The organism is Rhodoluna sp. (assembly GCF_024639375.1).
GTDB lineage: Bacteria > Actinomycetota > Actinomycetes > Actinomycetales > Microbacteriaceae > Rhodoluna.
The window spans coordinates 12,445-37,342 of sequence record NZ_JAHEIM010000003.1 but is presented as its reverse complement, the minus strand read 5'-3'; the positions used below and the strand labels follow the sequence as shown (position 1 = coordinate 37,342).

25 protein-coding genes and 1 tRNA gene are annotated in these 24,898 nt (G+C 53.1%); 11 read left to right on the top strand and 15 right to left on the bottom strand.

Going from position 1 to position 24,898, the window contains the following annotated elements; translation table 11 throughout:
• The first annotated feature begins 9 nt into the window (after positions 1 to 9).
• Entirely contained in the window at positions 10 to 1,482 is a 1,473-nt protein-coding gene (locus Q0L28_RS01725) for a DEAD/DEAH box helicase (protein WP_296630744.1), read from the top strand.
• On the opposite strand, the gene Q0L28_RS01720 is transcribed toward Q0L28_RS01725, so the two are convergent.
• Positions 1,479 to 2,363, bottom strand: a complete 885-nt coding sequence (locus tag Q0L28_RS01720) for a PHP domain-containing protein (RefSeq protein ID WP_296630742.1) — start codon at positions 2,361 to 2,363, stop codon at positions 1,479 to 1,481. The genes Q0L28_RS01725 and Q0L28_RS01720 overlap by 4 nt on opposite strands.
• Positions 2,364 to 2,380: 17 nt before the next feature.
• Between Q0L28_RS01720 and Q0L28_RS01715 the strand changes: the two genes are divergently transcribed.
• Positions 2,381 to 3,739, top strand: a complete 1,359-nt coding sequence (locus tag Q0L28_RS01715; protein ID WP_296630739.1) for an aminopeptidase P family protein — start codon at positions 2,381 to 2,383, stop codon at positions 3,737 to 3,739.
• Positions 3,740 to 3,755: 16 nt separating this feature from the next.
• Here Q0L28_RS01715 and Q0L28_RS01710 read toward each other — a convergent pair whose 3' ends face one another.
• Entirely contained in the window at positions 3,756 to 4,256 is a 501-nt protein-coding gene (locus Q0L28_RS01710; protein WP_296630737.1) for a general stress protein, read from the bottom strand.
• Positions 4,257 to 4,301: 45 nt separating this feature from the next.
• Between Q0L28_RS01710 and Q0L28_RS01705 the strand changes: the two genes are divergently transcribed.
• Genes Q0L28_RS01705 through Q0L28_RS01690 form a run of 4 tightly spaced genes read left to right on the top strand, consistent with a single transcriptional unit; the run spans position 4,302 to position 8,617 of the window.
• Positions 4,302 to 5,543, top strand: a complete 1,242-nt coding sequence (locus Q0L28_RS01705) for a CBS domain-containing protein (protein WP_296630735.1) — start codon at positions 4,302 to 4,304, stop codon at positions 5,541 to 5,543.
• Positions 5,543 to 6,037, top strand: coding sequence for a DUF1003 domain-containing protein (locus Q0L28_RS01700; protein ID WP_296630733.1), 495 nt, complete (start codon positions 5,543 to 5,545; stop codon positions 6,035 to 6,037). Before Q0L28_RS01705 ends, Q0L28_RS01700 begins: the two co-directional genes overlap by 1 nt.
• Entirely contained in the window at positions 6,018 to 7,100 is a 1,083-nt protein-coding gene (locus Q0L28_RS01695) for a P-loop NTPase (protein WP_296630731.1), read from the top strand. Before Q0L28_RS01700 ends, Q0L28_RS01695 begins: the two co-directional genes overlap by 20 nt.
• A complete protein-coding gene (locus Q0L28_RS01690) occupies positions 7,097 to 8,617 on the top strand; it encodes a succinic semialdehyde dehydrogenase (protein ID WP_296630728.1) in 1,521 nt (506 codons plus the stop codon). The genes Q0L28_RS01695 and Q0L28_RS01690 overlap by 4 nt, the downstream gene beginning before the upstream one ends.
• Here the strand turns inward: Q0L28_RS01690 and Q0L28_RS01685 are convergent.
• Complete coding sequence (locus tag Q0L28_RS01685; protein WP_296630898.1) at positions 8,614 to 8,961, bottom strand: sec-independent translocase; 348 nt, start codon at positions 8,959 to 8,961, stop codon at positions 8,614 to 8,616. The genes Q0L28_RS01690 and Q0L28_RS01685 overlap by 4 nt on opposite strands.
• Before the next feature lie 70 nt (positions 8,962 to 9,031).
• On the opposite strand from Q0L28_RS01685, the gene Q0L28_RS01680 reads away from it, so the two are divergent.
• The gene (locus Q0L28_RS01680) at positions 9,032 to 9,667 is read left to right on the top strand and encodes an O-methyltransferase (RefSeq protein ID WP_296630724.1); all 636 of its coding nucleotides are present in this window, start codon (positions 9,032 to 9,034) and stop codon (positions 9,665 to 9,667) included.
• 25 nt (positions 9,668 to 9,692) lie between these two features.
• On the opposite strand, the gene Q0L28_RS01675 is transcribed toward Q0L28_RS01680, so the two are convergent.
• Together Q0L28_RS01675 and dapE are read right to left on the bottom strand one after the other, a co-directional pair.
• Entirely contained in the window at positions 9,693 to 9,866 is a 174-nt protein-coding gene (locus tag Q0L28_RS01675; RefSeq protein ID WP_084321429.1) for a DUF3117 domain-containing protein, read from the bottom strand.
• A 98-nt stretch (positions 9,867 to 9,964) separates the two neighbouring features.
• Positions 9,965 to 11,044: a succinyl-diaminopimelate desuccinylase gene (gene dapE, locus Q0L28_RS01670; protein ID WP_296630713.1), complete on the bottom strand. Its 1,080-nt coding sequence runs from the start codon at positions 11,042 to 11,044 to the stop codon at positions 9,965 to 9,967.
• A 30-nt stretch (positions 11,045 to 11,074) separates the two neighbouring features.
• Here dapE and dapD point away from each other — a divergent pair, with 30 nt between their 5' ends.
• A complete protein-coding gene (gene dapD / locus Q0L28_RS01665; RefSeq protein ID WP_296630709.1) occupies positions 11,075 to 12,019 on the top strand; it encodes a 2,3,4,5-tetrahydropyridine-2,6-dicarboxylate N-succinyltransferase in 945 nt (314 codons plus the stop codon).
• Between the two features lie 15 nt (positions 12,020 to 12,034).
• Here the strand turns inward: dapD and Q0L28_RS01660 are convergent, their stop codons facing one another.
• Complete coding sequence (locus Q0L28_RS01660; RefSeq protein WP_296630707.1) at positions 12,035 to 13,012, bottom strand: thiamine-phosphate kinase; 978 nt, start codon at positions 13,010 to 13,012, stop codon at positions 12,035 to 12,037.
• 23 nt (positions 13,013 to 13,035) lie between these two features.
• On the opposite strand from Q0L28_RS01660, the gene Q0L28_RS01655 reads away from it, so the two are divergent.
• Entirely contained in the window at positions 13,036 to 13,482 is a 447-nt protein-coding gene (locus Q0L28_RS01655) for a DUF3515 family protein (protein WP_296630705.1), read from the top strand.
• Here the strand turns inward: Q0L28_RS01655 and Q0L28_RS01650 are convergent.
• From Q0L28_RS01650 to leuC, 6 genes are read right to left on the bottom strand one after another with little or no spacing between them, the layout of a single operon-like run.
• Positions 13,479 to 14,561: a D-alanine--D-alanine ligase family protein gene (locus Q0L28_RS01650; protein WP_296630702.1), complete on the bottom strand. Its 1,083-nt coding sequence runs from the start codon at positions 14,559 to 14,561 to the stop codon at positions 13,479 to 13,481. The genes Q0L28_RS01655 and Q0L28_RS01650 overlap by 4 nt on opposite strands.
• A complete protein-coding gene (locus tag Q0L28_RS01645; RefSeq protein ID WP_296630892.1) occupies positions 14,561 to 15,547 on the bottom strand; it encodes an NAD(P)H-dependent glycerol-3-phosphate dehydrogenase in 987 nt (328 codons plus the stop codon). Before Q0L28_RS01645 ends, Q0L28_RS01650 begins: the two co-directional genes overlap by 1 nt.
• Before the next feature lie 20 nt (positions 15,548 to 15,567).
• Entirely contained in the window at positions 15,568 to 16,350 is a 783-nt protein-coding gene (locus Q0L28_RS01640) for a lysophospholipid acyltransferase family protein (RefSeq protein ID WP_296630698.1), read from the bottom strand.
• A 2-nt stretch (positions 16,351 to 16,352) separates the two neighbouring features.
• A complete protein-coding gene (gene murA, locus Q0L28_RS01635) occupies positions 16,353 to 17,666 on the bottom strand; it encodes a UDP-N-acetylglucosamine 1-carboxyvinyltransferase (RefSeq protein ID WP_296630695.1) in 1,314 nt (437 codons plus the stop codon).
• Positions 17,666 to 18,274, bottom strand: a complete 609-nt coding sequence (leuD, locus tag Q0L28_RS01630; RefSeq protein ID WP_296630693.1) for a 3-isopropylmalate dehydratase small subunit — start codon at positions 18,272 to 18,274, stop codon at positions 17,666 to 17,668. The genes murA and leuD overlap by 1 nt, the downstream gene beginning before the upstream one ends.
• The gene (gene leuC, locus Q0L28_RS01625; RefSeq protein WP_296630690.1) at positions 18,274 to 19,695 is read right to left on the bottom strand and encodes a 3-isopropylmalate dehydratase large subunit; all 1,422 of its coding nucleotides are present in this window, start codon (positions 19,693 to 19,695) and stop codon (positions 18,274 to 18,276) included. Before leuC ends, leuD begins: the two co-directional genes overlap by 1 nt.
• 64 nt (positions 19,696 to 19,759) lie before the next feature.
• Between leuC and Q0L28_RS01620 the strand changes: the two genes are divergently transcribed.
• Positions 19,760 to 21,004, top strand: a complete 1,245-nt coding sequence (locus tag Q0L28_RS01620; RefSeq protein ID WP_296630687.1) for an MFS transporter — start codon at positions 19,760 to 19,762, stop codon at positions 21,002 to 21,004.
• Positions 21,005 to 21,044: 40 nt separating this feature from the next.
• Here Q0L28_RS01620 and Q0L28_RS01615 read toward each other — a convergent pair.
• From Q0L28_RS01615 to Q0L28_RS01605, 3 genes are all read right to left on the bottom strand, one after another.
• A tRNA-Glu gene (locus Q0L28_RS01615) sits at positions 21,045 to 21,117 on the bottom strand.
• Between the two features lie 18 nt (positions 21,118 to 21,135).
• Positions 21,136 to 22,047, bottom strand: a complete 912-nt coding sequence (locus Q0L28_RS01610) for a YegS/Rv2252/BmrU family lipid kinase (RefSeq protein ID WP_296630684.1) — start codon at positions 22,045 to 22,047, stop codon at positions 21,136 to 21,138.
• 2 nt (positions 22,048 to 22,049) lie between these two features.
• Positions 22,050 to 24,191 (bottom strand): heavy metal translocating P-type ATPase, encoded by a 2,142-nt coding sequence (locus Q0L28_RS01605; RefSeq protein WP_296630679.1) that lies wholly within the window; start codon positions 24,189 to 24,191, stop codon positions 22,050 to 22,052.
• A 69-nt stretch (positions 24,192 to 24,260) separates the two neighbouring features.
• Here Q0L28_RS01605 and Q0L28_RS01600 point away from each other — a divergent pair, with 69 nt between their 5' ends.
• Positions 24,261 to 24,896 carry an MBL fold metallo-hydrolase gene (locus Q0L28_RS01600; protein ID WP_296630676.1) on the top strand — a complete coding sequence of 212 codons (636 nt, stop codon included), beginning with the start codon at positions 24,261 to 24,263 and terminating at the stop codon, positions 24,894 to 24,896.
• Positions 24,897 to 24,898 lie beyond the last annotated feature (2 nt).

The window sequence follows — 24,898 nt, the reverse complement described above, 5'->3', positions numbered from 1 at the left end:
GGAGCACTATTGAATTTCAAGGAACTAGGCATCGATCAAGACATCGTTGATGCGCTCGAGACCAAAGGCATCACCAGCCCGTTTCCAATTCAGGAACAAGCGATTCCTCTTGCTCTAACCGGCCAAGACATCATTGGTCAGGCAAAAACCGGAACCGGTAAAACTTTTGGCTTTGGTTTGCCATTGCTGCAGAGCCTGGGTCTTAACCCAGAAAAAGGCGCGAAAGCGTTGGTTGTTGTGCCAACTCGTGAACTTGCAATTCAGGTAGCCGAAGACTTGAAGCTTGCCGCCTCAAACCGACCAACCATGGTTGCCGCGATTTATGGTGGCAAGGCATACGAAGAGCAGGTTGCCGAAATCAACGCCGGTGCCCAAGTTATTGTTGGCACCCCTGGTCGCTTGATTGACCTTTCAAAGCAAAAACTTCTAGACCTAGGCAACATTCGTTTCATGGTTCTTGATGAGGCCGACGAAATGCTTGACCTTGGTTTCTTGCCAGACGTTGAAAAACTTTTTGCATACACCCCGGATGGTCGCCAGACCATGTTGTTCTCGGCAACCATGCCAGGCAGCATCGTGACAATGGCACGCAAGTACCAAAACCGCCCGGTGCACATTCGCACCAATGACCCAGACGAGGGTCACACCAAAGCTGACATCAAGCAGTTTGTTTATCGTGCACACGCACTCGACAAAGACGAAGTGGTTGGCCGCATCTTGCAGGCCGAAGGTCGCGGCAAGACCGTGATTTTCACTAAGACAAAGCGTCAAGCTTCAAAGGTTTCTGAAGAACTAGTTGACCGCGGATTCAATGCAACTGCATTGCACGGCGACATGACTCAAGAAGCTCGCGAGCGCTCAATGACCGCATTCCGTTCGGGTAAAAAAGATATTTTGGTGGCCACCGAGGTTGCTGCTCGAGGAATTGACGTTGACGATGTGACTCACGTAATCAACTACACAATTCCAGAAGACGAAAAGGCTTACTTGCACCGCGTTGGTCGCACCGGTCGCGCTGGTCGTTTGGGCATCGCCGTAACTTTTGTTGACTGGGAAGATCTAACTCGTTGGACTCACATCAATACCGCTCTAGAGTTTGGCCAACCAGACCCAACCGAGACTTACTCGAGTTCAGCTCACTTGTTCTCTGATTTGAACATCGCTGCTGGCACCAAGGGACGCATTGCAAAGAGCAAGCGTCCTGAGGGTTGGAAACCTGGGAATGATCGCGACAGCGGTCATGCAGGTAATGATCGCGCTAACTCGGGACGTGCTGGTGGTCAGTCGGGCCGCAACCACTCAGGTGGAGGCAATCGCGGTGCCCGCGATCGCAATGGCAAGGGCGCTCAGCCGCACAAGTCTTCGGGTCAAAAGGCTGCTGGTCACGAAGCTCCTGCGCATGGCGATGGCGAACACAAACGTCCGGCAACTCCACGCACTCGCAATCGCACCCGCAAGAACTCTGGCGGAACCGCTAGCTAAAGAATTGCCTTAGCCCCAGTGCCGGCCGTAAGAATGCGGTCGAGCATCTCGGGCGGTGTGGTGTTCTCGCCAAGACGATTCGGCTTGCCATGAATGCCGTGGTAATCGCTTGAACCAGTGATGATCAAATCGTGCTTGTGCGCCAAGATGCGCAACCATTCCCGAGCCACTTCGGGAACTTCACGGTGATAAACCTCGAACCCGGCAAGCCCTGCATCAATCAATTGCTCAAAGTGTTCTTCGGGCAGATCCCCGCGTGACAAATTATCTTTGGCGCCGCCAAGTGGGTGCGCAATTATTGGCACTCCCCCGGCATTCAAAATGAGTTTGATGGCATCGATGGTGTCGGTGGTATCCGTGGCCACATAATATTTTTCGGATTTATGTAGCGGGCCATGAAACGCTTCGGTTCGATCGGCAACCACACCAAGTTTCACAAGAGCATCGGCAATTGCCGGGCGACCAATGGTTGCACCCTCTTGCAGAGTTTCTAAAACCATCGCCCAAGTGATATCAAAATCAACCGAGAGCTTGTCTACGATTTTTTGCGCGCGAATTTCGCGTGACCCCAACGTTTCATTTAGCTCGGTCAACAGCGCCTGGTTGTGCGGGTCTGGCAAGTAGGCCAGCATGTGCACACTAATGAAGTGAGTTCGTGATTCTCTCTGCACTTTGGCACGCGTGGTGACTTCGATGCCCGGAACAAAACCGATGCCCAATCGGGCAGCTGCTTCAGCAGCCTCAGACCAACCGCTTGTGGTGTCGTGATCGGTGAGCGCAAGAATGTCAACCCCCGCAGCAGCAGCGTGCTCAAACACTTCGGTAGGCGACTCTTTGCCGTCTGACCTTGTGGAGTGGCTGTGCAAATCAATTGAAGACATAGTGCCAGAATAAAGGGATGAGGAGCCGAACCCCGCACAGCGAGAAATTTTTGAAGTACATCGGCTCAAACTGGGCAGATCGCGCCAATAACTTGCCTGAAGTTTCTGCCGTTGCCCCGTTTGCCAGTTCACGTCGCCAGGCAGTTGCCAAGCAATTCGCGGGCGAGCTGATTCTGATTGAAGCCGGCGCTACCAAGGTGCGATCAAACGACACCGACTACATGTATCGCGCTCACTCAGCCTTTGCCCATCTAACTGGTTGGGGTTCGCAAACTGTGGCCGATTCGGTTTTGGTGATCGATGCAAGAACAACTGCAACCAACTCGATCTTGTTTTTTAGCCCAACCGCGGGTCGCGACAGCGAAGAATTCTTTGCCAACGCTGCAATTGGTGAATTCTGGGTGGGTGCGCGACCAACTCTGAGTCAGGTTGCTGCGCTGCTAGATATTGAGACCAAGCCGCTTAGCGAACTTGAAGCTTTCATCGGCGATGCCAAAGCAAAATCTCTCGAAGACGAAGAAGTCGCTCAGTTTGTATCTGAATTGCGCTTGGTTAAAGATGAGTACGAAATTAGCGAGATGCGCAGCGCCGTGGCTGCATCGATCAAGGGTTTTGAAGCGGTTGCTCGCAATCTGGTTGATGCCACTTTGCACGAACGCGGCGAGCGCGTTGTTGAAACTGCCTTTTATTCGCAGGCCCGAATTCACGGCAACAATCTGGGCTACGACACAATTGCAGCCTCGGGCGCACACGCTTGCATTTTGCACTGGACCAACAATGACGGCGCTGTGCACGAAGGTGATCTGATCTTGGTTGATGCCGGTGTTGAGCTAGACAGTCTTTACACCGCAGACATCACTCGCACCTTGCCAATCAACGGCAAGTTCTCACCGATTCAAAAGAAGATTTACGAGGCAGTGCTTGAAGCCGCCGATGCCGCTTTTGCAGTGGCTAAATCCGGTGTGAAGTTCAAAGATGTTCACGCTGCTGCCATGGCGGTAATTGCCCGCAAAGTTAGCGAGTGGGGCCTGATTGACATGAGCGCCGAAGAGTCTTTGCAAGAAGAAAATCAACTGCACCGTCGCTGGATGGTTCACGGCACCAGCCATCACCTTGGTCTAGATGTTCACGACTGTCAGCAAGCACGCAAAGAAATGTATCTCGAAGCCGAATTGCAGCCAGGTATGGTTTTCACAATCGAACCAGGTTTGTATTTTCACGCGGATGACTTGATGGTTCCCGAAGAATATCGCGGAATCGGCGTGCGCATTGAAGATGATGTTCTGGTTACCGCAGACGGCGTCGAGAACCTATCCGCAGCATTGCCGCGCAAGGTTGAAGAGCTTGAAGCTTGGGTAATTAGCCACCAAAACTAGCGGAGGCTTGCCAAAACTAGGCTTCGTTAACTGCGGCCGCTTCTTTGGCCTGAGCGCTTAGCCCAGCCGGCACCTGCACCTGATATTTCGAAGCAACAACCGATGACTGGCTTACGAATCCGCGTTTGTTTTTGCTCATGCTGAAACGAATCACGTTGAACAGCATTCCAATGCCGGCGCCAACCACGATTGCCTGCATCAGTCCGGTGTATTGCGCTGGGTCCATAACGTCGGCCCCCGAAGCGGTTCCGGCAAACAGAATTCCATAAATCAAACCAAGCCATGAACCGGTGATGGCTCCACCAAGGGCAAGGCGCGCATACGAAAGCTTTCCTCGGATGCGTTCGACGGTGCGAAGGTCTGAGCCCACGATTGCGATTGCCCCCGCCGGAAAATTCTGACGGATAAGTTTCTCAACGAATTGAGTGGCTTCGAGGTACTGCGCGAATTCGGCAACAACCTCACCCTGAGGCATAACTGGTGTGCTGCGCGATAGATTGCGACGACTGGTAGGCATTAGCCCATTCTGGCATACCCTCAAGGGCTCGTCTAAGGTTGTAGGGTGAGCGCAAACCGAGTATTCGTAGCCAGATTGGCTGGCTGTGGCGTCTTTGACCCAGCGGGAGACCGCGTAGGAAAAGTCATCGACGTTCTTGTGCTGTACCGCAAAACCGGTGCTCCCCGCGTAACCGGCATGCTGGTTGAAATCAGCGGGCGCCGTCGCGTGTTTGTGCCAATTGCGCGCGTTACCGCAGTTTCTGCCGGTCAGGTAATTACAACCGGCCTGATTGATCTTCGTCGTTTCACCCAGCGTGGCCAAGAAGTGCGCGTGATTGCAGAAATGCTAGGCCGAAAAGTGCGCCTCTTGGATGGCACCGGCGAGGCCTCAATCGAAGACGTGGCTATTGAACTGAGCAAGAACCTTGAGTGGTCAGTTTCTGAATTGTTCTTGCGCCGACCAAAGACATCGGCGTCTCCATTTGCTCGCGGCGCAACCCTGTTTGCCTCTTGGGAGCAAGCTACCGAAGAAGCCAAAGGTGAAGATGGGCAAAGCGCCTCACAGCTTTTGGCAACCTACTCTGAACTTCGCCCAGCCGACCTTGCAAGCGCACTTCTAGATTTGCCAGACGAGCGCATGCTCGAGGTAGCCGAAGAACTCGATGACGAGCGTCTTGCCGACGTGCTTGAAGAGTTGCCAGAAGATGAGCAGATCGACATCATCGCCGAGCTTGATGACGAACGTGCCGCAGAAGTTCTTGACCTTATGGAACCAGATGACGCTGCCGACTTGATGGCAAACCTGCCTGAAGAGCGCACCGAAAAAATTCTTGACCTGATGGACGAAGAAGAAGCTGACGACATTCGTATGTTGATGCAGTTCGACGAGTTCACCGCCGGTGGTTTGATGACCACCGAACCAATCATTTGTGCTGCGGATGCCACCGTGGCCGAAGCCATGGCTTTGATTCGCCGCAAGGAAATTTCACCGGTGCTTGCCGCCTCGGTATTTGTTACCTTGCCGCCATATGAAACTGCAACCGGTCGCTACTTGGGAACCGTGCACTTTCAGAAGATGTTGCGCTACCCACCGCACGAGCGCCTAGCTTCACTTCTAGACACCGAACTTGAGCCGGTCAAGGCTGACACTCACATTGCTGAGATTCACCGAACCTTTGCTAACTACAACTTGGTTGCCTTGCCTGTAGTTGATGACGAAAACCGTCTCATTGGCGTGGTCACGGTGGATGACGTGCTCGACCACTTGTTGCCAGATGACTGGCGCGCCGGCGAAGAGGTGCGCTAATGGCTAGCAAACGTAATCGCCTTGACTCACCTATGACACCTGGCTCACGCTTCGTGCCAAAGTTCACCATCGACCAAGAGCGCTTTGGCCGGGCCTCAGAAACTTTTGCTCGTGCAATGGGCACCGGTGCATTCCTAATTGGCATGACCATCATCGTGGCAATTTGGCTTGCCTGGAACGTGTTCGCACCTGAATCAATTCAGTTTGACCCGCGTGCCACCAACTTCACTTTGTTGACTTTGATTCTTTCGATGCAGGCTTCTTATGCAGCGCCACTTATTTTGTTGGCTCAAAACCGCCAAGATGACCGCGACCGCGTGAAGTTTGAACAAGATCGTCAACGTGCCGAACGCAACCTTGCCGACACCGAATATTTGGCCCGCGAAGTTGTTGCACTGCGATTGGCTCTTGAAGAGATGGCAACAAAGGATTTTGTGCGCGATGAATTGCGCGATTTGCTGAAAGAAATTTTGGATGACCGCAAGCGAGATTAAGCAAGCACTCGCAAAAGTTATTGACCCAGAACTTCGATTGCCGATTACCGACCTAGACATGGTTGATGTGGTCGATAACCAAGTGACAATCAAACTCACGGTGGTTGGTTGCCCGGCCGCCGATCGCATTGAGGCAGACGTTCGCAAGGCACTCGAAGATTTCGATGCCACGGTGACGATGTCGGTAATGACTCAAGCCGAACGTGATGCCCTTAAAGAAAAACTTCGTGACGGTCGCCCACCTCGCCAAAACCCGTTCGACAAAGACACTCTTACTCGAATCTATTTGGTGGGCTCTGGCAAAGGCGGCGTGGGCAAGTCTTCGGTGACGGCCAACCTTGCCGTTGCACTAGCCGAAAAAGGTTTTCGGGTTGGCCTGGTTGATGCCGACATCTTTGGTTTCTCAATCCCTGGTCAGTTGGGCATAACGGCTAAGCCAACCCAGGTTGATGAGATGATTTTGCCGCCGGTGGCATTCGGCGTAAAAGTGATTTCGATCGGCATGTTCTTAGACGACAACAAACCGGTTGCTTGGCGTGGGCCAATGTTGCACCGTGCCGTTCAGCAATTTCTTACCGATGTTTATTGGGGCGACCTAGATTTTCTTTTGGTTGACCTACCACCGGGCACCGGTGACGTAGCCATCAGCCTGGGTCAGTTGCTGCCAACGGCAAAATCAATCGTGGTGACCACACCGCAGGTTGCTGCCGCCGAAGTTGCCGAGCGAAGTGGCTCGGTTGGATTACAAACTGGCCAGTCGGTTTTTGGCGTGATCGAAAACATGGCCTGGTTGGTGCAACCAGATGGCAGCAAGTTTGAACTTTTTGGTGCCGGCGGCGGCTCAGCTGTTGCAGCTCGGCTCAGCGCGCTAAGCAACACTGCAGTGCCGGTGCTTGGCCAAGTGCCAATCAGCATCGCGCTTCGTGAAGGCTCAGATGCTGGGGCACCTGTTGTCATCACGAATCCGAATGACCCAGCTGCCGCAGCGATTATTCAGGTTGCCGAAAAAATTTCAAGCGACAAGATTGGCCTGGCGGGCAAAAAGCTTAGGGTTAGCCTATGAGCGAAACCAGCATTGCATCCCTAGTTGCACACCTGCCTAGTGGCGGCGCAACGGTGCCGGTGATTAACCCGTCGAATTCAAAAAAGATTTATGACCTGCCGCAACTAACCACCGTTGATGTTGAACGCGCTGTGCAAAGCGCAAAAGCTGCGCAACTTGATTGGCAAGCCGTGCCTGTGGTGCTTCGTTCACAAATTCTTTATCGACTTCATGATGAACTGTTGGCTAACGAGGCCAAACTGCTCGACCTATTGCAACTTGAAACCGGCAAGTCTCGTGCGCACGCATTCGAAGAGACCGCTGGTGCAATTGGCGCGGCTCGCTACTACGCAAAGATTGCGCGCAAAACACTTGCCCGCAAACGCGTTCGTGCCGGTGTTCCATTTCTAACTAAGACTTTTGTTGACCACGTGCCGGTTGGCTTAGTGGGAGTCATCACACCCTGGAACTATCCCCTGGCTTTGACGATGCTCGATGTTCTGCCCGCACTTGCTGCCGGCAACGCCGTGGTTCAAAAAGCCGATAACCAGGCCGCACTCACAGTGTTGTTTGCACGCCACCTGGCCATTGAAGCCGGTCTACCCGAAAAACTATGGCAGGTTGTAGCAGGCGACGGCGAGGTGGTTGGAAATTCAATCACCGATCAGGTTGATTACATTGCTTTCACTGGTTCGACCGCGACTGGTCGCAAGGTTGCCGAACGTGCGGCCAGCCGACTGATTGGTTGCGCGCTTGAGCTGGGCGGCAAGAACCCGATGATTGTTTTGCCTGGGGCTGACCCAAAGAAGGCCGCTGAAATTGCACTGGCCGGTTCGTTTGGTTCTGCTGGTCAACTATGCGTTGCAATCGAACGCATCTATGTGCCAAACAGCATGAAGTCCGAATTCTTGCAGCAGCTCAAGCAAAAAACCGAGAGCCTGCTGGTTGGTCGCTCGAGTGACTACAGCATCGACGTTGGCAGCCTCACTGGCTACAACCAACTTCAGCGTGTGCAGGGTTTCGTGAACGACGCCGTTGATAAAGGTGCCACGATTGTTGCCGGCGGCAAGTCGCTGCCCGAAGTGGGTCCATATTTCTATGCACCTACTGTGGTGACAGATGTTAAAGCAGCTGCTCGCATGAGTCGTCAAGAAGTATTCGGCCCAGTGGTTGATGTTGAAGGCTACGACGAAATCGATACCGCAATCGAGTGGGCCAACGATACTGACTACGGATTGAACGCATCCGTAGTGGGCCCCAAAAAAGATGCCCTGCGCGTTGCCGAGAAACTTATGGCCGGCAGCGTGAATATCAATGAAGGTTTTCGAGCCAGCTTTGCATCGATGGAATCACCAATGGGCGGCATGAAGACTTCGGGTCAGGGTCGCAGAAATGGCGAAGGTGGTTTATTGCGATTCACCGAAGCCAAATCAATTGGCATTGCTGCTGGTTTCCTAAAGTTGCCAACTCGCGGCAAAGATTACGAGCGCATGGCTCCACTTATGAAAACCATGTTGCGCTGGATGCGTAACTTTTAGGTCGCTTCGCTATCGAACGGTGCTTGCTCGCCCGACTGCAATCGTGGCTGAGCCTGCTGCTTTGTTTGGTTCAGAACTGTGGCATTTGCCGGCGCAGCAACATCTTCAGCTAAGGCCTCACGAATAATTCGACGCGGGTCATATTGGCGCGGGTCCAATTTCTTCCAGTCCAGTTCTTCGCCAATTTCTGCGGATAACTGACCTTTTGCACCATCGGCCATGCGTCGCACCGATTTTGCAAACTTAGCAAGCTGCTGGGCGTAGTGCGGAAGTCGATCTGGCCCCAAAACAAAAACGGCAATTAACCCCAGAATCAGGAGTTTCTCGCCGCTTAGCCCAAACACCATTTCAGGTTACCCCTTGAATAACCGGTAATCGGCAAATTGCACTTTATGCTTTGACCAAGGAGTGGCAATGGCAGACAAAATCAGCAGTTGGAAGTTCACCGAAGACTTCTCAAACGAACCCGAGTCTTTTCGTAATGCTCGTGGCCGCGCTGAAGAACTAGGCGTCGAGTGCATCACGCCATCGGTTGGCGCACACCTTGCAATTTTGGTTTCTGCCCTTGGCGCCAAGGCAATTGTTGAGGCTGGCACTGGCACCGGCTTAAGTGGCCTTTGGCTACTAAGTGGCTCAGCAACTGCCGTGCTAGCAACAATTGACACCGAGTCAGAATTTCAGACGGCAGCAAAAAAGGCTTTCGGCGAAGCCAAGATTGCTGCCAATCGCACGCGCGTGATCAGCGGCCGTGCAATCGATGTGATGTCAAACATGGCTGATGCCGCCTACGACTTGGTTTTTCTAGACGCCGATCGCGAAACCCTTGAAGAGCAACTTCGCGAAGCTTCAAGATTGCTTCGCCCGGGTGGCGTGGTGGCAATAGCACACGCACTTTGGCGCGATCGAGTGCCAGACCCAGCAATGCGCGATGATGCCACAGCGGTTTATCGAGACGTGTTGCGATTCTTCAGCAACAACGATGATTTCATTTCGGTGCTGTCACCAGCAGGCGATGGTTTGCTCATCGCAAGCAAAAAAGCCGGTCAATAATGACCGGCTTTTTTATTTGAAAAACTTATTTCTTGACTACTCCTGCAAGAACCTGGTGAAGGTTCTTAGCTTCTTCGTCGTTTACTGAAACTACTAGGCGTCCCCCGCCCTCGAGTGGCACTCGAAGAATGATTAGACCTCGCGGCTCGCGTTCTGCTTCCATCGGCCCATCGCCTGTGCGTGGCTTCATTGCTGCCATTTATTACTCCTTGCATTGCCGGCATTTATGCCGAACTACCATTATCCCACGCGGTTACAGAGGGTAAATACCGAATCGTTTCTTAATTACAGAAAAATTCACTTAGCGCTGAGCCAGGCGCGCAAGCCGGTCTCGACCGCATAGATCTGACTAACCGGCAGTGCCTCGTCGTCGGCGTGTGCCTTGCTTGGGTCGCCAGGGCCATAATTCACCGCAGGAATGCCCAGCGCGCTGAATCGTGCAACGTCGGTCCAGCCATATTTTGGTCGCGCCTGTGAGCCTGTGGCGGCTAGGAACGCAATGGCCTCGGGGCGGTCTAATCCGGGGCGTGCGCCTTCGGCCGCATCAGTAATTTCAAGGTCGACCCCGGCAAATACCTGGCGCAGGTGAGCCTCGGCATCAGCCGCTGACTTGCTTGGCGCAAAACGGTAATTCACCGTGATCACGCAATCGTCGGGAATCACGTTGGTGGCGATGCCGCCCTTGATTAGAACAGCATTCAGGCTTTCGCGATAGACCAATCCATCAACACTTACCTCGGATGGCGCATAGCCAGCCAAAGTGGTGAGTGCCTGAGCGGCACCGTGGATTGCGTTCTTGCCCATCCAAGGTCGGGCTGAGTGAGCCTTTACGCCGGCAAACTTCAATTCGGCGCGAAGGGTGCCATTGCAGCCACCTTCAACTTCACCTGAGGTCGGCTCGCACAAAACAGCAAAATCGGCGGCGATCAAATTTGGGTGGTTGCGAGCCAAACGACCCAAACCGTTCTTAGTTGCTTCCACTTCTTCGTGGTCATAGAAGATCCAGGTGACGTCTTGATTTGGCTCGGTTAGCTCGGCAGCAAGCTTGAGCTGCACGGCAACGCCAGCCTTCATGTCAACCACGCCTCGACCCCAAAGCACTTGTTCGCGTTCCATTGATAGCAATTTGGTTGGCAGGTTGTCGGCCACCGGCACGGTGTCAATGTGACCGGCAATCACAACTCGGCTTGGGCGCCCCAAATTGGTGCGAGCCACAATGGCATCGCCATCCCGAGTGATTTCAAGGTGTGAGCATTTTGCCAGCGCCTCGTGAATGGCATCGGCCAGAGCAGTTTCGTTGCCAGAAACGGATTCAATGTCGCAAATAGCGCGAGTGAGTTCAACAACATCGGCGGCAAGATTCAAGGCAACAGTCACAAAACGAGCCTAACTTGTAACCTTGTATCCATGACGTTCTTAGACAGCAAAGCTTGGGGCCACGGCCTCGCTACCCTTGCCGCAGATGGCACCGTTCTCGATGTTTGGTATCCAACGCCTGCACTTGGCGATGCCCCAAAATCAGACGCGCTGTGGGTTGTGCCTAAAGAACTCGATGCCCTAGTTGGCAAAGACGACCGCCGCCGCGTGACCACCCAGGTGATCAACACCGAGGTTGACCTAACAGTGCCGGTCACTTCAACCGCGGATGCGTATTTGCGCTTGCACTTGCTTTCGCACCTGCTGGTCAAACCAAACACCATCAACCTTGAAGGCTTGATTCCCAACCTGCCGATTGTGGCTTTCACAAACGTTGGCCCAGTAGCTCTTGATGACCTTGACGTTTTACGCCCGGCGCTTACCCGTGCCGGCATCAGCGTTTATGCAATCGACAAGTTCCCGCGCATGGTTGACTACGTGACCCCTCGCAAGGTGCGCATCGCCGATGCCTCGCGCGTTCGTTTGGGCGCACACCTTTCACCGGGAACCACCATCATGCACGAAGGCTTCGTGAACTTTAATGCTGGCACCCTAGGCACCTCAATGGTTGAAGGTCGCATCTCTCAAGGTGTTGTAGTTGGCGATGGTGCAGACATCGGCGGTGGCGCATCAATCATGGGCACACTTTCTGGTGGCGGCCGCGAGCGTGTAGCGATTGGTGCACGTGCGTTGCTTGGCGCGAACGCCGGCGTTGGAATTTCGATTGGCGACGACTCAGTTGTTGAAGCTGGCCTCTATGTAACCGCCGGAACCAAGGTGACCATTATTGATGGCGGGGCTGAACGCACCGCAAAGGCCGCCGAACTTTCAGGAGTTGCGAATCTATTGTTCCGTCGCAATTCGGTAAGCGGCCGCGTTGAGGTCTTGCCTCGCAGCGGTGTTGGCATCGAACTAAACAGCCAACTGCACGCTTAGTTTTTTGCCAATCGCTTAACCACGGATTGAATCCCAGCCGAGTTCTGGCAATGGTTGCGCGCCAAGCATCAAAGGCGCAGCACCTTGCGGCAAAACTATACCAATTGGTTTAAACGCGCGCGGAAGTTTTGCATCGGCCGGAAAGGTTGCCAACAGTGCGTGGTCTTCGCCACCGGTAAGCACCCATTCCATTGCTTCTGCATCAATTGCGCGAGCTGCCTCTTCGATAACCGCTTCGAAACCTTGCAACTGCAGTGGATCAATTTGCAGTGTCACGTTAGAAGCTTTTGCAATTCGAGTTGCATCTTTTGCAAGTCCATCTGAAACATCTAGCATCGAGGTTGCGCCAGTTTTGGCTGCATCAACACCAGCTGCAATAGGTGGCTGTGGGCGACGTTGAACATTCACCCAATCGTCATAGGCGTGAATGGCATCTTGATTGCCGCTTTGCAACAAAGCCAAACCGGCTGCTGCACGGCCCAAAGTGCCGGCAACCGCCAGCACATCACCAACCTGTGCTCCGCTGCGCAAAACCGGCTCACGGCCCTCAAGGCTGCCGTGCGCGGCAACTGAAATCACGATCTGTTCGCTGGCTGCCAGGTCACCACCAACCACGCCGCATCCGGGGGCCAATTTTTCGCAGGCATCACGCAGCCCATCGGCAAATGCTTCGAGCCAAGAAATTTCAGTGTGCCCGGGAGCAGCCACGGCAACCACCAACGAGGTTGGCACAGCGCCCATGGCGGCCACATCGGCAATATTGCTGGCCACCGCTTTGTAGCCCAAGTCATAGCCGCTTGACCACTCGGTTTTAAAGTCGTGCCCCTCAACCAAGGTGTCGGTGGTCACCACGAATTTGCCATCCGGGGCTGAAATAACCGCCGAATCATCACCCGGGCCAACCAGGGCGCTGCTTGAAGAATTTAGGCGCGAAATGGTGCGCTTTAGGCTCTCGTTTTCGCCGAGCGAGCTGATGGTTTCTGCAGAAGACACATAACAAAGGTAGCCTGTAGTTGATGAAAATATTTCGCGTTCTAGCCGCCAGCGCCTTGGTTTTGCCGATGCTCACCGGCTGCAGCGCAGTGGTTGTAATTGATGCAGCACCCGATGCCAACAACCCAAAGTGCGCCGATATTTCGGTGCGATTGCCAGACACAATCGACAACCTTGAGCGCCGTAGCACCAACGCTCAGGCCACTGGGGCCTGGGGCAATCCAACTGCGGTAATTTTGCGCTGCGGATTACCTCCCGTTGAAGTTAGCTCACTGCAGTGTGTTACCGCTGGCGGAGTTGACTGGTTGGTTGACGATAGCAAGTCGCCGTCATATCGCTTTATAAGTTTTGGGCAGAACCCAGCCACCGAAGTAATTGTGGATTCAACCAAAATTGCGGGAGTCACTGCTTTAGAAACTCTTGGTGGCTCGGTGAAATATATTTCGCCCACTAAAAAATGTTTGGGCTAAACCAGAGCCAATTCAATTAGTTCGTCGATGAGTGCGGCATAACCAATTCCCGTTGCTTGCCAAAGTGATGGAAACATCGACAACGGAGTGAAGCCAGGCATGGTGTTGATTTCGTTCACCACGAAGCCTTTTTTAGTCAAGAAGAAATCAACTCGAGCCAAACCTTCGCAGCCAAGTGCAATAAAAGCTCGACGCGCAATACTTTGCATTTCGAGCAGCTCGTCTTCAGACATTTTTGCGGGGATGATTAGATCGACCGATGCCTCGTCTTGGTATTTGGCATCGAAGTCATAAAATTCGCGACCCTTAACTACAATCTCGCCAGCCACGCTAACTCTTGGCTTTGCACTTTTGCGACCTTCGAGAACGGCACATTCAACCTCGCGGCCAACAACTTCGTGCTCAACAACAATTTTGTTGTCGTGCTCAAAAGCAACGGCAACTGCCGGGCCGAATTCATCCCAAGTTTTTACTTTTGAAACGCCAACCGATGAGCCGGCACGTGCTGGTTTCACAAACACTGGCAACCCGCCCAAGCGGTGCACTGCTTCGATAGAACTTTCAGGGTCTTGCTGCCACTGGCCTTCGCGAATCACTACGTGAGCTGTGACGGGAATTTTGGCATCTTGAAAAATTGCCTTCGTGAATTCTTTATCCATGCCGGCTGCAGAAGCAAGCACGCCGTTGCCAACATAAGGGATGCCGGCTAGCTCAAGAAAACCCTGCATGGTGCCATCTTCGCCAAATGGGCCGTGTAATACCGGAAACACCACATCGACTGCGCCAAGGCTTCGACGATTGCCATCGGCGGAAGCTTCAAAGATTTCGCGCGAGCCATCCATAGCAAAATCAATTCGAGCGCCGGCGTCTTCGACGGTGGCCAATTCATTTTTGCGCAGCGCCCAGCGTTGGGCGTTATCTTCGGCTGGCACAAACACGCCAGCCTTAGTGATGCCAACTGTGATCAATTCATATTTGCTGCGATCAATTGCACCCATAACACCGGCTGCGGTAGCGCAAGAAATTGAGTGTTCGCTGCTTTTGCCACCAAATAGCAAAACGACTTTGAGCTTTGGCATTATTCGCCCAGGGGTCCGTCGGTTTCGGTGGTTAGGTGCGGTGCAATATCTCGCGGGTTCATGGTGCCTTCGAGCACGGCCTGAACCTGCTCAACAATTGGCATTGAAACTCCCTTGGCTGCGGCAAGCGCAAGCACTGGCGCCACCGAAGACAAGCCTTCGGCAGTTTGCGACATGCGCTTCTTAACCTCGCGCAGAGAATAGCCCTTGCCAAGCATCTCGCCGGCTTTATGGTTTCGAGATAGTGGCGATTCGGCGGTGGCAATCAAGTCACCAAGACCGGCAAGGCCAACCATTGTGTTTGCCTTGGCGCCATAGGCAACGGCAAAGCGTGAAATCTCGGCAAGACCGCGAGTCATGATGGAAGCCTTGGTGTTCTCGCCGTAGCCAACACCGTCAACAATTCCAATTGCTACTGCAATCAGGTTTTTCAGAATGCCACCGAACTCGGTGCCAATCACATCACGGTTGGTGAAAGTTGTGAAGTAAGAGTTCTTTGCAGCCTCTGCCACTGTAACCGCGGTGTCTTTGTTGGTTGAAGCGGCAACCGATGCGGTTGGGTTTTCGCTGGCAATTTCGAGCGAAAGGTTTGGGCCCGAAAGCACTGCAATTTGATCGGCTGAAAAGTTTGTGGCTTCGGCAATCACTTCACTCATGCGAAGACCGGTTTCCTTTTCAACACCCTTCATCAAACTCACGATGATGGCATCTGCAGGCAAATCGTCTCCCCAAGCAGCAAGGTTTTCACGAAGCGTTTGTGACGGAACCGAAAGAAAAACAATTTTGGCGTCGGCTAGAACTTCAGAAACATTTGTCGAGGCAACCAAAGCCTTTGGCAGGTTGATGCCTGGCAGGTAATCACCGTTTCGGTGTTCCTGATTAATTTCGTCGGCTACATCTTCGCGGCGGGCCCAAAGCATTACTTGATTTTCTGGATTGTCTGCCAACACCTTGGCAAAAGTTGTGCCCCAGCTACCGGCGCCCATCACTGCAATTTTTGCCACGGTTACTTGCTCGCCTTCTTAAAGTTGCCGGTGACTGCTTGACCCGCTTTTACAGGGTCCCAAAGTTCTCCTGATGATTTCTCACCGCGAAGCTCTTCGACTAACTCTGTAATTTTATGCATGACCAACTCGGTTGCCTCGTATACCTCGGCTGGGCTCAACTGTGGCTTGCGAAATTTTGACAAGTCGATTTCATTTCCAACCACAACCTGCACTGGCTTCCAAAAACCTGGGCGAAACTTGTTGCCATATTGAGGCAGAATCTTTTCGCTGCCCCAGTGCGCCACCGGATAAACCGGAACATTGCTTTCTAGAGCAAGTCGGATTGCTCCGGTCTTGCCTCGCATTGGCCAAAGGTCTGGATTGCGAGTTAAAGTGCCCTCAGGGAAAATCGCGATGGTGTGCCCTGCATTTAGGTAGGCGTGCGCAGCCTTTAGCGGTTCATCGTTTCGTTTGCCGGTGCGGTAAACCGGTATCTGGCCGGCGGTGAGCAAAATCTTGCCTAGTACCGGAACGTGAAACAGGCCCTCTTTGGTCAAGAAGTGTGGTGCCCGCTTAAGAATCACGTAAACGAAATATGCAATTGCTAGTGCGTCGACATTGGTTACGTGGTTTGAAACCAAAACATAAGCGCCCTTTTTAGGCAATCGGTCAACGTTGCGCGCCTTTACGTGAAACATAAGTCGAACCATTGGAATCAACAACGCGGCCACAGCACTTAGTTTGAAGTGTCGTTCTTTAGGACCGATCACCGGCATTGGCAGTTCGCGCTTTGAGCTGGCCATTTTTATTCGGTGTAGGTGAAGTCGGCGCCGAGGTCGGTGAGCTTCTGCAAGAAGTGCTCATAGCCGCGAGAGATCAACTGAACGTTGGTCACGTTTGAGGTTCCCTTTGCGGCCAGTGCTGCAACCATGTGGCTAAAACCACCACGCAAGTCAGGCACTCTAATGTCGGCCGCATGCAGTTCGGTTGGACCCGAGATTACAGCTGAGTGGTTAAAGTTGCGCTGACCAAAGCGGCATGCTGTGCCACCAAGGCACTCGCGGTAAATCTGAATTTGCGCACCCATTTGAACCAGCGCATCGGTGAAACCAAATCGGTTTTCATAAACGGTTTCGTGAATGATTGAAAGACCAGTGGCCTGAGTCAAAGCAACCACAAGTGGCTGCTGCCAGTCGGTCATGAAACCTGGGTGCACATCTGTCTCTAGAACAACCGGCTTTAGCTCGCCACCCGGGTGATAAAAACGAATGCCATCATCTTCAATTTCAAACGCACCGCCAACTTTGCGGAACACATTCAAGAATGTTGTCATTTCGCCCTGACGAGCGCCACCAACAAAAATGTCACCCTTGGTGGCGAGTGCCGCACAAGCCCAAGAAGCAGCTTCGTTGCGGTCGAATAATGCACGGTGTGTGTAACCGCGAAGCTCTTTAACGCCTTCGATGCGAATCACACGGTCGGTGTCCACCGAAATGATTGCGCCCATCTTTTGCAAGATGGCGATTAGGTCCATGATTTCTGGTTCGATGGCTGCACCTGAAAGTTCGGTAACTCCCTGCGCACGAGTTGCAGTCAAAAGCACTTGCTCAGTTGCACCCACTGAAGGGTACGGCAACTTAATTTTTGCGCCGTGCAAACCCTTTGGTGCAGAAAGTCGGGTTCCGTTTTCAAGTTCCTCAATTACTGCGCCAAAGTTGCGCAGCACCTCGAAGTGAAAGTCGATTGGTCGATCGCCAATGTGGCAGCCACCTAGGCCCGGGATGAAAGCCTCACCCAATCGGTGTAGCAATGGACCACAAAACAAAATTGGAATTCGTGAAGAACCAGCGTGCGCATCAATGTCGATCATTCGAGCCGATGCCACGTTGCTTGGGTCAAGGTGCATTGTGCCGTCTTCGGCGTGCTCGATTTTTACACCGTGCAACTGCAGCAAACGCGAAACAATTTCAACATCGCTAATGAAAGGAACATCTTTAAGAATGCTTGGGGTTTCGCCAAGCAATGCAGCAACCATGGCCTTGGTGACCAGGTTCTTAGCGCCCTTCAGGTCAACGCGACCAATTAGCGGCTTGCCACCGTGAACGGTGATCTGGCTCATTAGGCTCCTTGGTGCTTGGCTGGCAGGGTCTTTGGCAACCAAGCAGGTCGCTTGGCTTCAAAATCGGTAATTGCTTGCTCGTCACGCAGAGTTAGCCCAATGTCATCCAAGCCTTCTAGCAGACGCCACTTAGTGTATTCGTCGATTTCAAACTGAACCGAAAGGTCACCAATCGTGGCGGTTTGGTCAATCAAATTCACTGTGATTGATGCGCCTGGGTTTGCCTCAAGCGCCTGCCAAAGTTTTTCGGTGTCGGCTTCGGTGATTACACCGGTGACTAGACCCTGCTTGCCAGAGTTTCCTCTAAAGATGTCGGCAAACTTGCTGGCAAACACTGCCTTGAATCCGTAGTCACGCAAAGCCCACACCGCGTGCTCGCGCGATGAGCCGGTGCCAAAATCAGGGCCGGCAATCAACACCTGCCCGTGCTTGTATGGCTCTTGGTTCAGAACGAATTCTGGGTCGTTGCGCCAAGCAGAAAACAGTGCGTCTTCAAAACCAGTCTTGGTGATGCGCTTTAGATAAACCGCAGGAATGATCTGATCAGTGTCGACGTTGCTGCGACGAAGTGGAACGCCAACGCCGGTAAAGACTTCAAACTTTTCCATTAGTTGGCTCCCTCTAGATCAGCAGGTGAAGAAAGTGTTCCGCGAATTGCAGTTGCGGCTGCAACCAAAGGTGAAACCAAGTGAGTGCGAGCACCCTTGCCTTGGCGACCTTCAAAGTTGCGGTTAGAGGTTGACGCTGCGCGCTCACCCGGTGCAAGTTGATCGGGGTTCATTCCCAAACACATTGAGCAACCAGCAAAACGCCATTCGGCACCAAAGTCTTTGAACACTTTGTCTAGACCTTCAGCTTCGGCTTGCAAACGCACTCGAGCAGAACCAGGCACAACCATAAAGCGAACGCCATCGGCTTTTTTCTTGCCCTTGATAATTTCGGCGGCCGCGCGAAGGTCTTCGATGCGAGAGTTTGTGCAAGAACCCAAGAACACAGTGTTTACCGCAATGTCCTTCATCTTGGTTCCAGGCTTTAGATCCATGTATTCCAAAGCGCGCTCTGCAGCTGCCTTGTCGTTAGGGTCGGTGAAATCATCTGGGCTTGGAACAACATCAAGCAAGCTCACGCCTTGACCCGGGTTGGTTCCCCAAGTCACAAACGGGTCAAGTGTGTTGGCATCCAAGTTAACCTCGGCGTCAAACTTTGCGCCCTCGTCGCTTGGCAAGGTCTTCCAGTACTCAACCGCTGCATCCCAATCGGTGCCTTCAGGTGCGTGAGGGCGACCCTTTAGGTAGTCAAATGTGGTTTGGTCTGGGGCAACCATTCCGGCACGCGCACCAGCTTCAATCGACATGTTGCAAATTGTCATGCGAGCTTCCATTGACAGGTCGCGAATTGCAGAACCACGATATTCCAGAACGTATCCCTGGCCACCACCGGTGCCAATTTTTGCAATCACAGCAAGAATGATGTCTTTTGCAGTCACGCCCGGGCGCAGTTTGCCTTCAACGTTGATTGCCATGGTCTTGAACGGCTTCAACGGCAAAGTTTGAGTTGCCAAAACGTGTTCAACTTCGGATGTGCCAATGCCCATTGCCAACGCACCAAAAGCGCCGTGGGTTGAAGTGTGTGAGTCACCACAGACAACTGTGATGCCAGGCATAGTCAAACCAAGCTGCGGGCCAACCACGTGAACGATGCCCTGCTCAATGTCACCGAGCGAGTGGATGCGGATGCCGAATTCTTTGGCATTGTGGCGCAGCGCTTCGATTTGGGTGCGACTGGTTGGGTCGGCAATTGGCTTGTCGATATCCCAGGTTGGAGTGTTGTGGTCTTCGGTTGCAATCGTCAGGTCTGGGCGACGAACCGGGCGGCCAGCTAGGCGCAAGCCATCGAAGGCCTGCGGGCTGGTGACCTCGTGAATTAGGTGCAGGTCAATGTAGAGCAGGTCTGGTGAACCGTTTTCGCCCTTTGCGACCAAGTGGTCGTTCCAAACTTTTTCAGCCAAGGTAAGCGGCTTAGTTGTCATGCAAACACCTCAAAACGAATGAACTCAAAGTTTACCAAGCCAAATCAGGGTTTAGGCTGGCCAGATGAGCTCAACTGGCATGGATTTTCTGCAACGACGCACCGTTCGCGTGCTCACCACAGGCCAAGTGTTTAGCGGATTCGCACTTGGCTCAACCCTTTCGATTGGCTCCTTGCTGGCAGCCTCGCTTTCAGGCAGCCCAGCTTGGGCCGGAGCTGCAGCCACCTTCAGCACCTTGGGTGCGGCAACCTCAGCTATTCCCCTAGCTCGACTGGCCAATGCTCGAGGTCGTCGAGTATCACTGGCAACCGGTGCGGGTTTTGCAATTTTGGGCGCAGGCCTGGTAATCACCGCTGCCGCCGTGCACTTTTTTCCTCTTCTGCTGATCGCGTTGTTTAGCCTCGGCGCAGGTTCGGCAGTTGGCCTGCAGGCTCGATTCGCTGCAGTCGATCTTTCGTCTTCGAGTTCGCGCTCAACCGGTCGCGACCTATCAACGGTGGTTTGGGCCACCACGGTTGGCGCAGTAATCGGGCCGAACTTGTTTGGGCCGGGTCAAGCAATTGGGCACCTGCTCGGGCTGCCAGATATGACTGGCCCTTTTCTAATCACCATCGCCGCCCAACTTTCGGCCACCTCAGTGTTTTGGTTCGGGCTTCGACCTGATCCGCTGATTGTTGCCAAACAGATCAACGCATCCGCGGGCGGCTTGAAGCCAAAAGTTTCACTATCAAGTGCATTTGCCACGCTGCGCAAGTATCCAACCGCGGCATTTGCAGTTGGCGCAATCGCACTCAGCCACATGGTGATGGTTGCGGTTATGTCAATGACCCCAATGCACATGCATGAGATGGGGTACGACCTTGTTGTGGTTGGCTTCACCATCAGCCTGCACATTGCCGGCATGTATGCCTTTAGCCCAATCTTCGGATGGCTCAGCGACCGCATCGGTAATGTGCGCACCGTGCTGCTGGGTCAAGTAATTTATCTTGCGGCGCTTTGCTTTGCTGGCTTTGGTCAACACGATCCCACCCTAGTAACCATCGGGTTATTTTTGTTGGGCTTGGGATGGTCGGCAGCCACAGTTGCAGCATCAGCCCTGCTCACCAAAACTTTGCCGGTTGAAGAGAAAACCAACGTTCAAGGTCTTAGCGACTCGGGCATGAACTTAGCTGGCGCAATTGGTGGTGGCGTTGCAGGCACCATCGTGACTCTGGCAACCTTTGGTGGGCTCAATGCTTCGGCATTTATCCCGGTGGTGCTGATTTTGGTTTTCGCCTCGGTCACCCGCATTCGCGCCAAACGAGCATAAAAAACTCCCTCCCGAGAGCAAGTCATCGAGAGGGAGATTGTGATCCCAAGGGGATTTGAACCCCTGCTGCCGCCGTGAGAGGGCGGTGTCCTAGGCCGCTAAACGATGGGACCGTTAGAGCAACCTGTCGATTATGCCACAAACCGAGTGTTGGCGCTAGCGAAGACCTTAAGCGAGCCAGGAACCACGGTTGCAGAAATTGGTGAATGCCCCTTTGATTCGCCGTCGGCAAAGGTTGGCATTTGTCCGGCAGATATTTTTACCTGCTTAGCTCGGATGATTTCGACCGCAGGGTGAAACACGTGCGCCCCGGTGTAGACCTTTGGAAAAACTCGGATGAGCTCTGGGCGGCTCATCTTGTGAACGATAAATAGGTCGAGAAAGCCATCATCGATTTGCGCATCCGGAGTAATCATCATGCCGCCACCAAAGCCCGGAGCATTTGCCACTGCACAAAGCATTGCCTCGAAGCTGCGCTTCTTGCCATCGATTTCGGCCTCGTAGTGAATCGGTTTGAATTTTGCTAACTCGGCCAACATCGCAAGTTGATAGCGGCTTGGGCCGGTTGGCCAAGTCCAGCTGTTAGCGCGCTGGTTCACCAATGCGTCGAAACCAGCAGAAAGCGAACCAAAGAACCAAAACTCGCCGGTTGATGATGTGCCTTTGATGGCGTCAACCGTGCGCGGTTCTTCAAGATTTATCAGCACACTTCTTGCCGCCGACGTGATGTCGCCAATTGGCAAACCAAGGGTTCTCGCTGAATCATTACCCGTGCCCGCTGCGATGATGCCAAGTGGCACACCTGTTTCGGCGCAAACGTTGACACCGAGATTCACAGTGCCGTCACCGCCAACCACAACAATGCCATCGACAATGCAGTCTTCAATTGCTTGTTTAGCATTCGTTTCTGCCTGCAGCGGAGTCTCGCCACTCAAGTCAATTACTTCACAACCGCGCTGCAATTCTTCGATCGCAATATCACCGGATGTGCGACTGGTTCCGCCACCCGCCGTTGGGTTGACGATTACACCAAGTCGTTTCATTGCTACTTTCTGAGAAGTTGGGCATTCGCCGCAACAATGATTGTAGACAACGACATCAACACCGCGCCCAGCGCAGGAGACAACACAAAACCAATTGGCAGCAAAGCACCGGCAGCAAGTGGAATCGCAACAAGGTTGTACCCCGCTGCCCACCAAAGATTTTGGGTCATCTTGGCAACGCTTCGCTTTGAAAGGTCAATCGCTTTAGCAACTGCGGTTGGATCATTCGATAGCAAGACCAATCCCGCAGACTCGATTGCCACATCGGTTCCTGCGCCAATTGCGATGCCAACGTTTGCTTGTGCGAGTGCCGGTGCATCATTCACACCATCGCCAACCATGGCAACCTTTGAGCGGTCAGCTTGTAGTTTGCGAACGATATCAGCCTTTTGGTGCGGCAACACCTCTGCAAAGACTTCCGTGATTCCAAGTTCTTTGGCTACCGCTTCGGCAACACCATTGGCGTCGCCGGTGATCATGGCAACTCGAATTCGGCGTGACAGCAGGTCATAAACGGCCTGCTTAGATTCCGGTCGAATCACATCACCCACCTCAATAGAGCCGAGCAATTCGCTGTTGCGCACCACGAACACCACAGTGTTGCCGGCTTGGTGGGCAGCATCAGCACGAACTAGATCATCAACATAGATTGCGATGTTGCGCGATGTTAGCAGCGCGGCTCCGCCCACAATGATGGTGTCTCCAGCAAGCACGCCGGTTGCGCCTTGGCCTGGAATAGTTCTAAAGTCCAGCACCTCGGCAAGTTGCAGATTTAGTTTTCTTGCTTGGCTAACGATTGCTTTGCCAATTGAGTGTTCTGAATTCAGCTCGACACCAGCTGCCAACGCAAGCAACTCATCGGTGTTGTTGAGTGGTGAGGCATAAGCCAGACGTGCTGCAACAAATCCGCGCTCGGCTGTGGTGAGAGTGCCAGTCTTGTCAAAGAGCACCACATCAACCTTTGCGGCTTCTTCGAATGCCAAACGGTTTCGAATCAGCAATCCGGTGCGAGCTGCTTTGGATGCGCTGATTGAAGTAACCAATGGAATGGCTAAGCCGAGCGCGTGCGGGCAAGCAATTACCAAAACTGTGACTATTCTCTCAAGCACAAAGTCGGTTGATTGGGTGCCGAGTGAAATCCAAACAATGGCAGTGACTATTGCCGAACCGAGGGCAAGATAAAAAAGCCAACCCGCGGCCTTATCAGCCAACACCTGAGTCTTTGATTTCGAAGCTTGTGCCTCGCGCACCAATCGCATAATTCCCGACAGCATTGTGGCTTCGCCAACTCGGGTTACTTTCACGGTCAAAGCACCTTGCCCCAGCTGCGCGGCATCCGAGGTAATTGTGCCGGCAATAACTTCATCGCCAACGCGCTTAAACACTTCGGCTGCTTCACCGGTAATCATTGACTCGTTGAGTTTTGCCTCGCCCATCAAGATCACGCCATCGGCAGGAATCGCGGCGCCTGGGCGTACCAATACTTTGTCGCCAGCCTGCAGCGCACTCACTGCAACTTTGGTTGTGGTTTCACCATCGATGCGATCAGCAGTGGCCGGCAACAGTTTTGCCAACTCTCCCACCGCATTTTGCGCATTCATGATTGAAGTCATTTCAATCCAGTGCCCGAGCAACATGATGGCGATCAGGGTGGCTAGCTCCCACCAGAAATCCATGCCAGCGAAACCGAGGTTGGCAACTTCGGCAATGGTGATGAACAAGCTGTAGCCAAAAGCCACAACAATCGCCAGCGAGATTAGGGCCATCATGCCCGGTTGCTTGCCTTTTAGTTCTTGCAGGCCGCTCTTTAGAAATACTCGACCGCCAGTGAAGAACAAAATGGTGCCCAAAATCGCTGGCAATAAATTGCTGCCTGGGAAGGTTGGCATGGTGAAACCAAGCAGCATTTGCACGGTGTGCGAATAGAGCATGGTTGGAATCGTTAGCGCAAGCGCTAGAAAGAATTGATTGCGAAAACCCTTTGGGTCATGGTGTGAGTGATCGTGACCCATAGCTGAGTGATCGTGCCCCATTCCCGCATGGTCGTGACCCGCGACGGTTCCGGTGCGGTGCTCAGGTGGGCAATTGCAGGCTTCGTAGGGGTGATGAATGCAATCGTTGATTACTGGTCTTTCGTGCTCCATGCTTCGGCCCTCCCGCTGTTGCTCTCAAATCCTACGCTTTTGAGCCTTTTAACTTGGCACAATACAACTATGCAGATCACAAAGCTTGAGCACGCCTGCCTGGTTCTCGAAGAGCAGGGTAAAAAAGTAATCATTGACCCTGGGGTTTACACCCGCCCAATTGCCGATGAAACCGATGTGCTCGCCGTCGTGATTACCCACAAACACGATGATCACTGCAATGAAGAGCAGCTCCATCGCATTTTGGCAAGCAACCCAGATGTTCAAATATTTGGCACCGACGAAGTTTGCCAACGTCTTGCGAACTTCAAAACCACTGCCGTGCATCACGGAGACTTTTATAACGTGGGGCCGTTCACACTTGAATTTTTTGGCGACATGCACGCCGAGATTCACCGCTCGATTCCGCTTTTGCAAAATTGTGGCGTGATGGTGAACGGAGTGCTTTATTACCCCGGTGACAGTTTCACCCGTCCAGATCGTGCTGTTGAAATCTTGGCCTGCCCATCTTCGGCTCCATGGTTAAAAATCAGCGAGGTGATTGATTTTGTTGCCGAAGTGAAACCCAAGCGTAGCTTTGCAACTCACAACATTCACCTGAGTGCCGAAGGGCATGAGCTCAACAACTCAAGAATTCAAATGACCACAGAAGCCGCCGGCGGTACATTTCAGTTTTTGCAACCAGGTGACGTGGCAAGCGTTTAGCG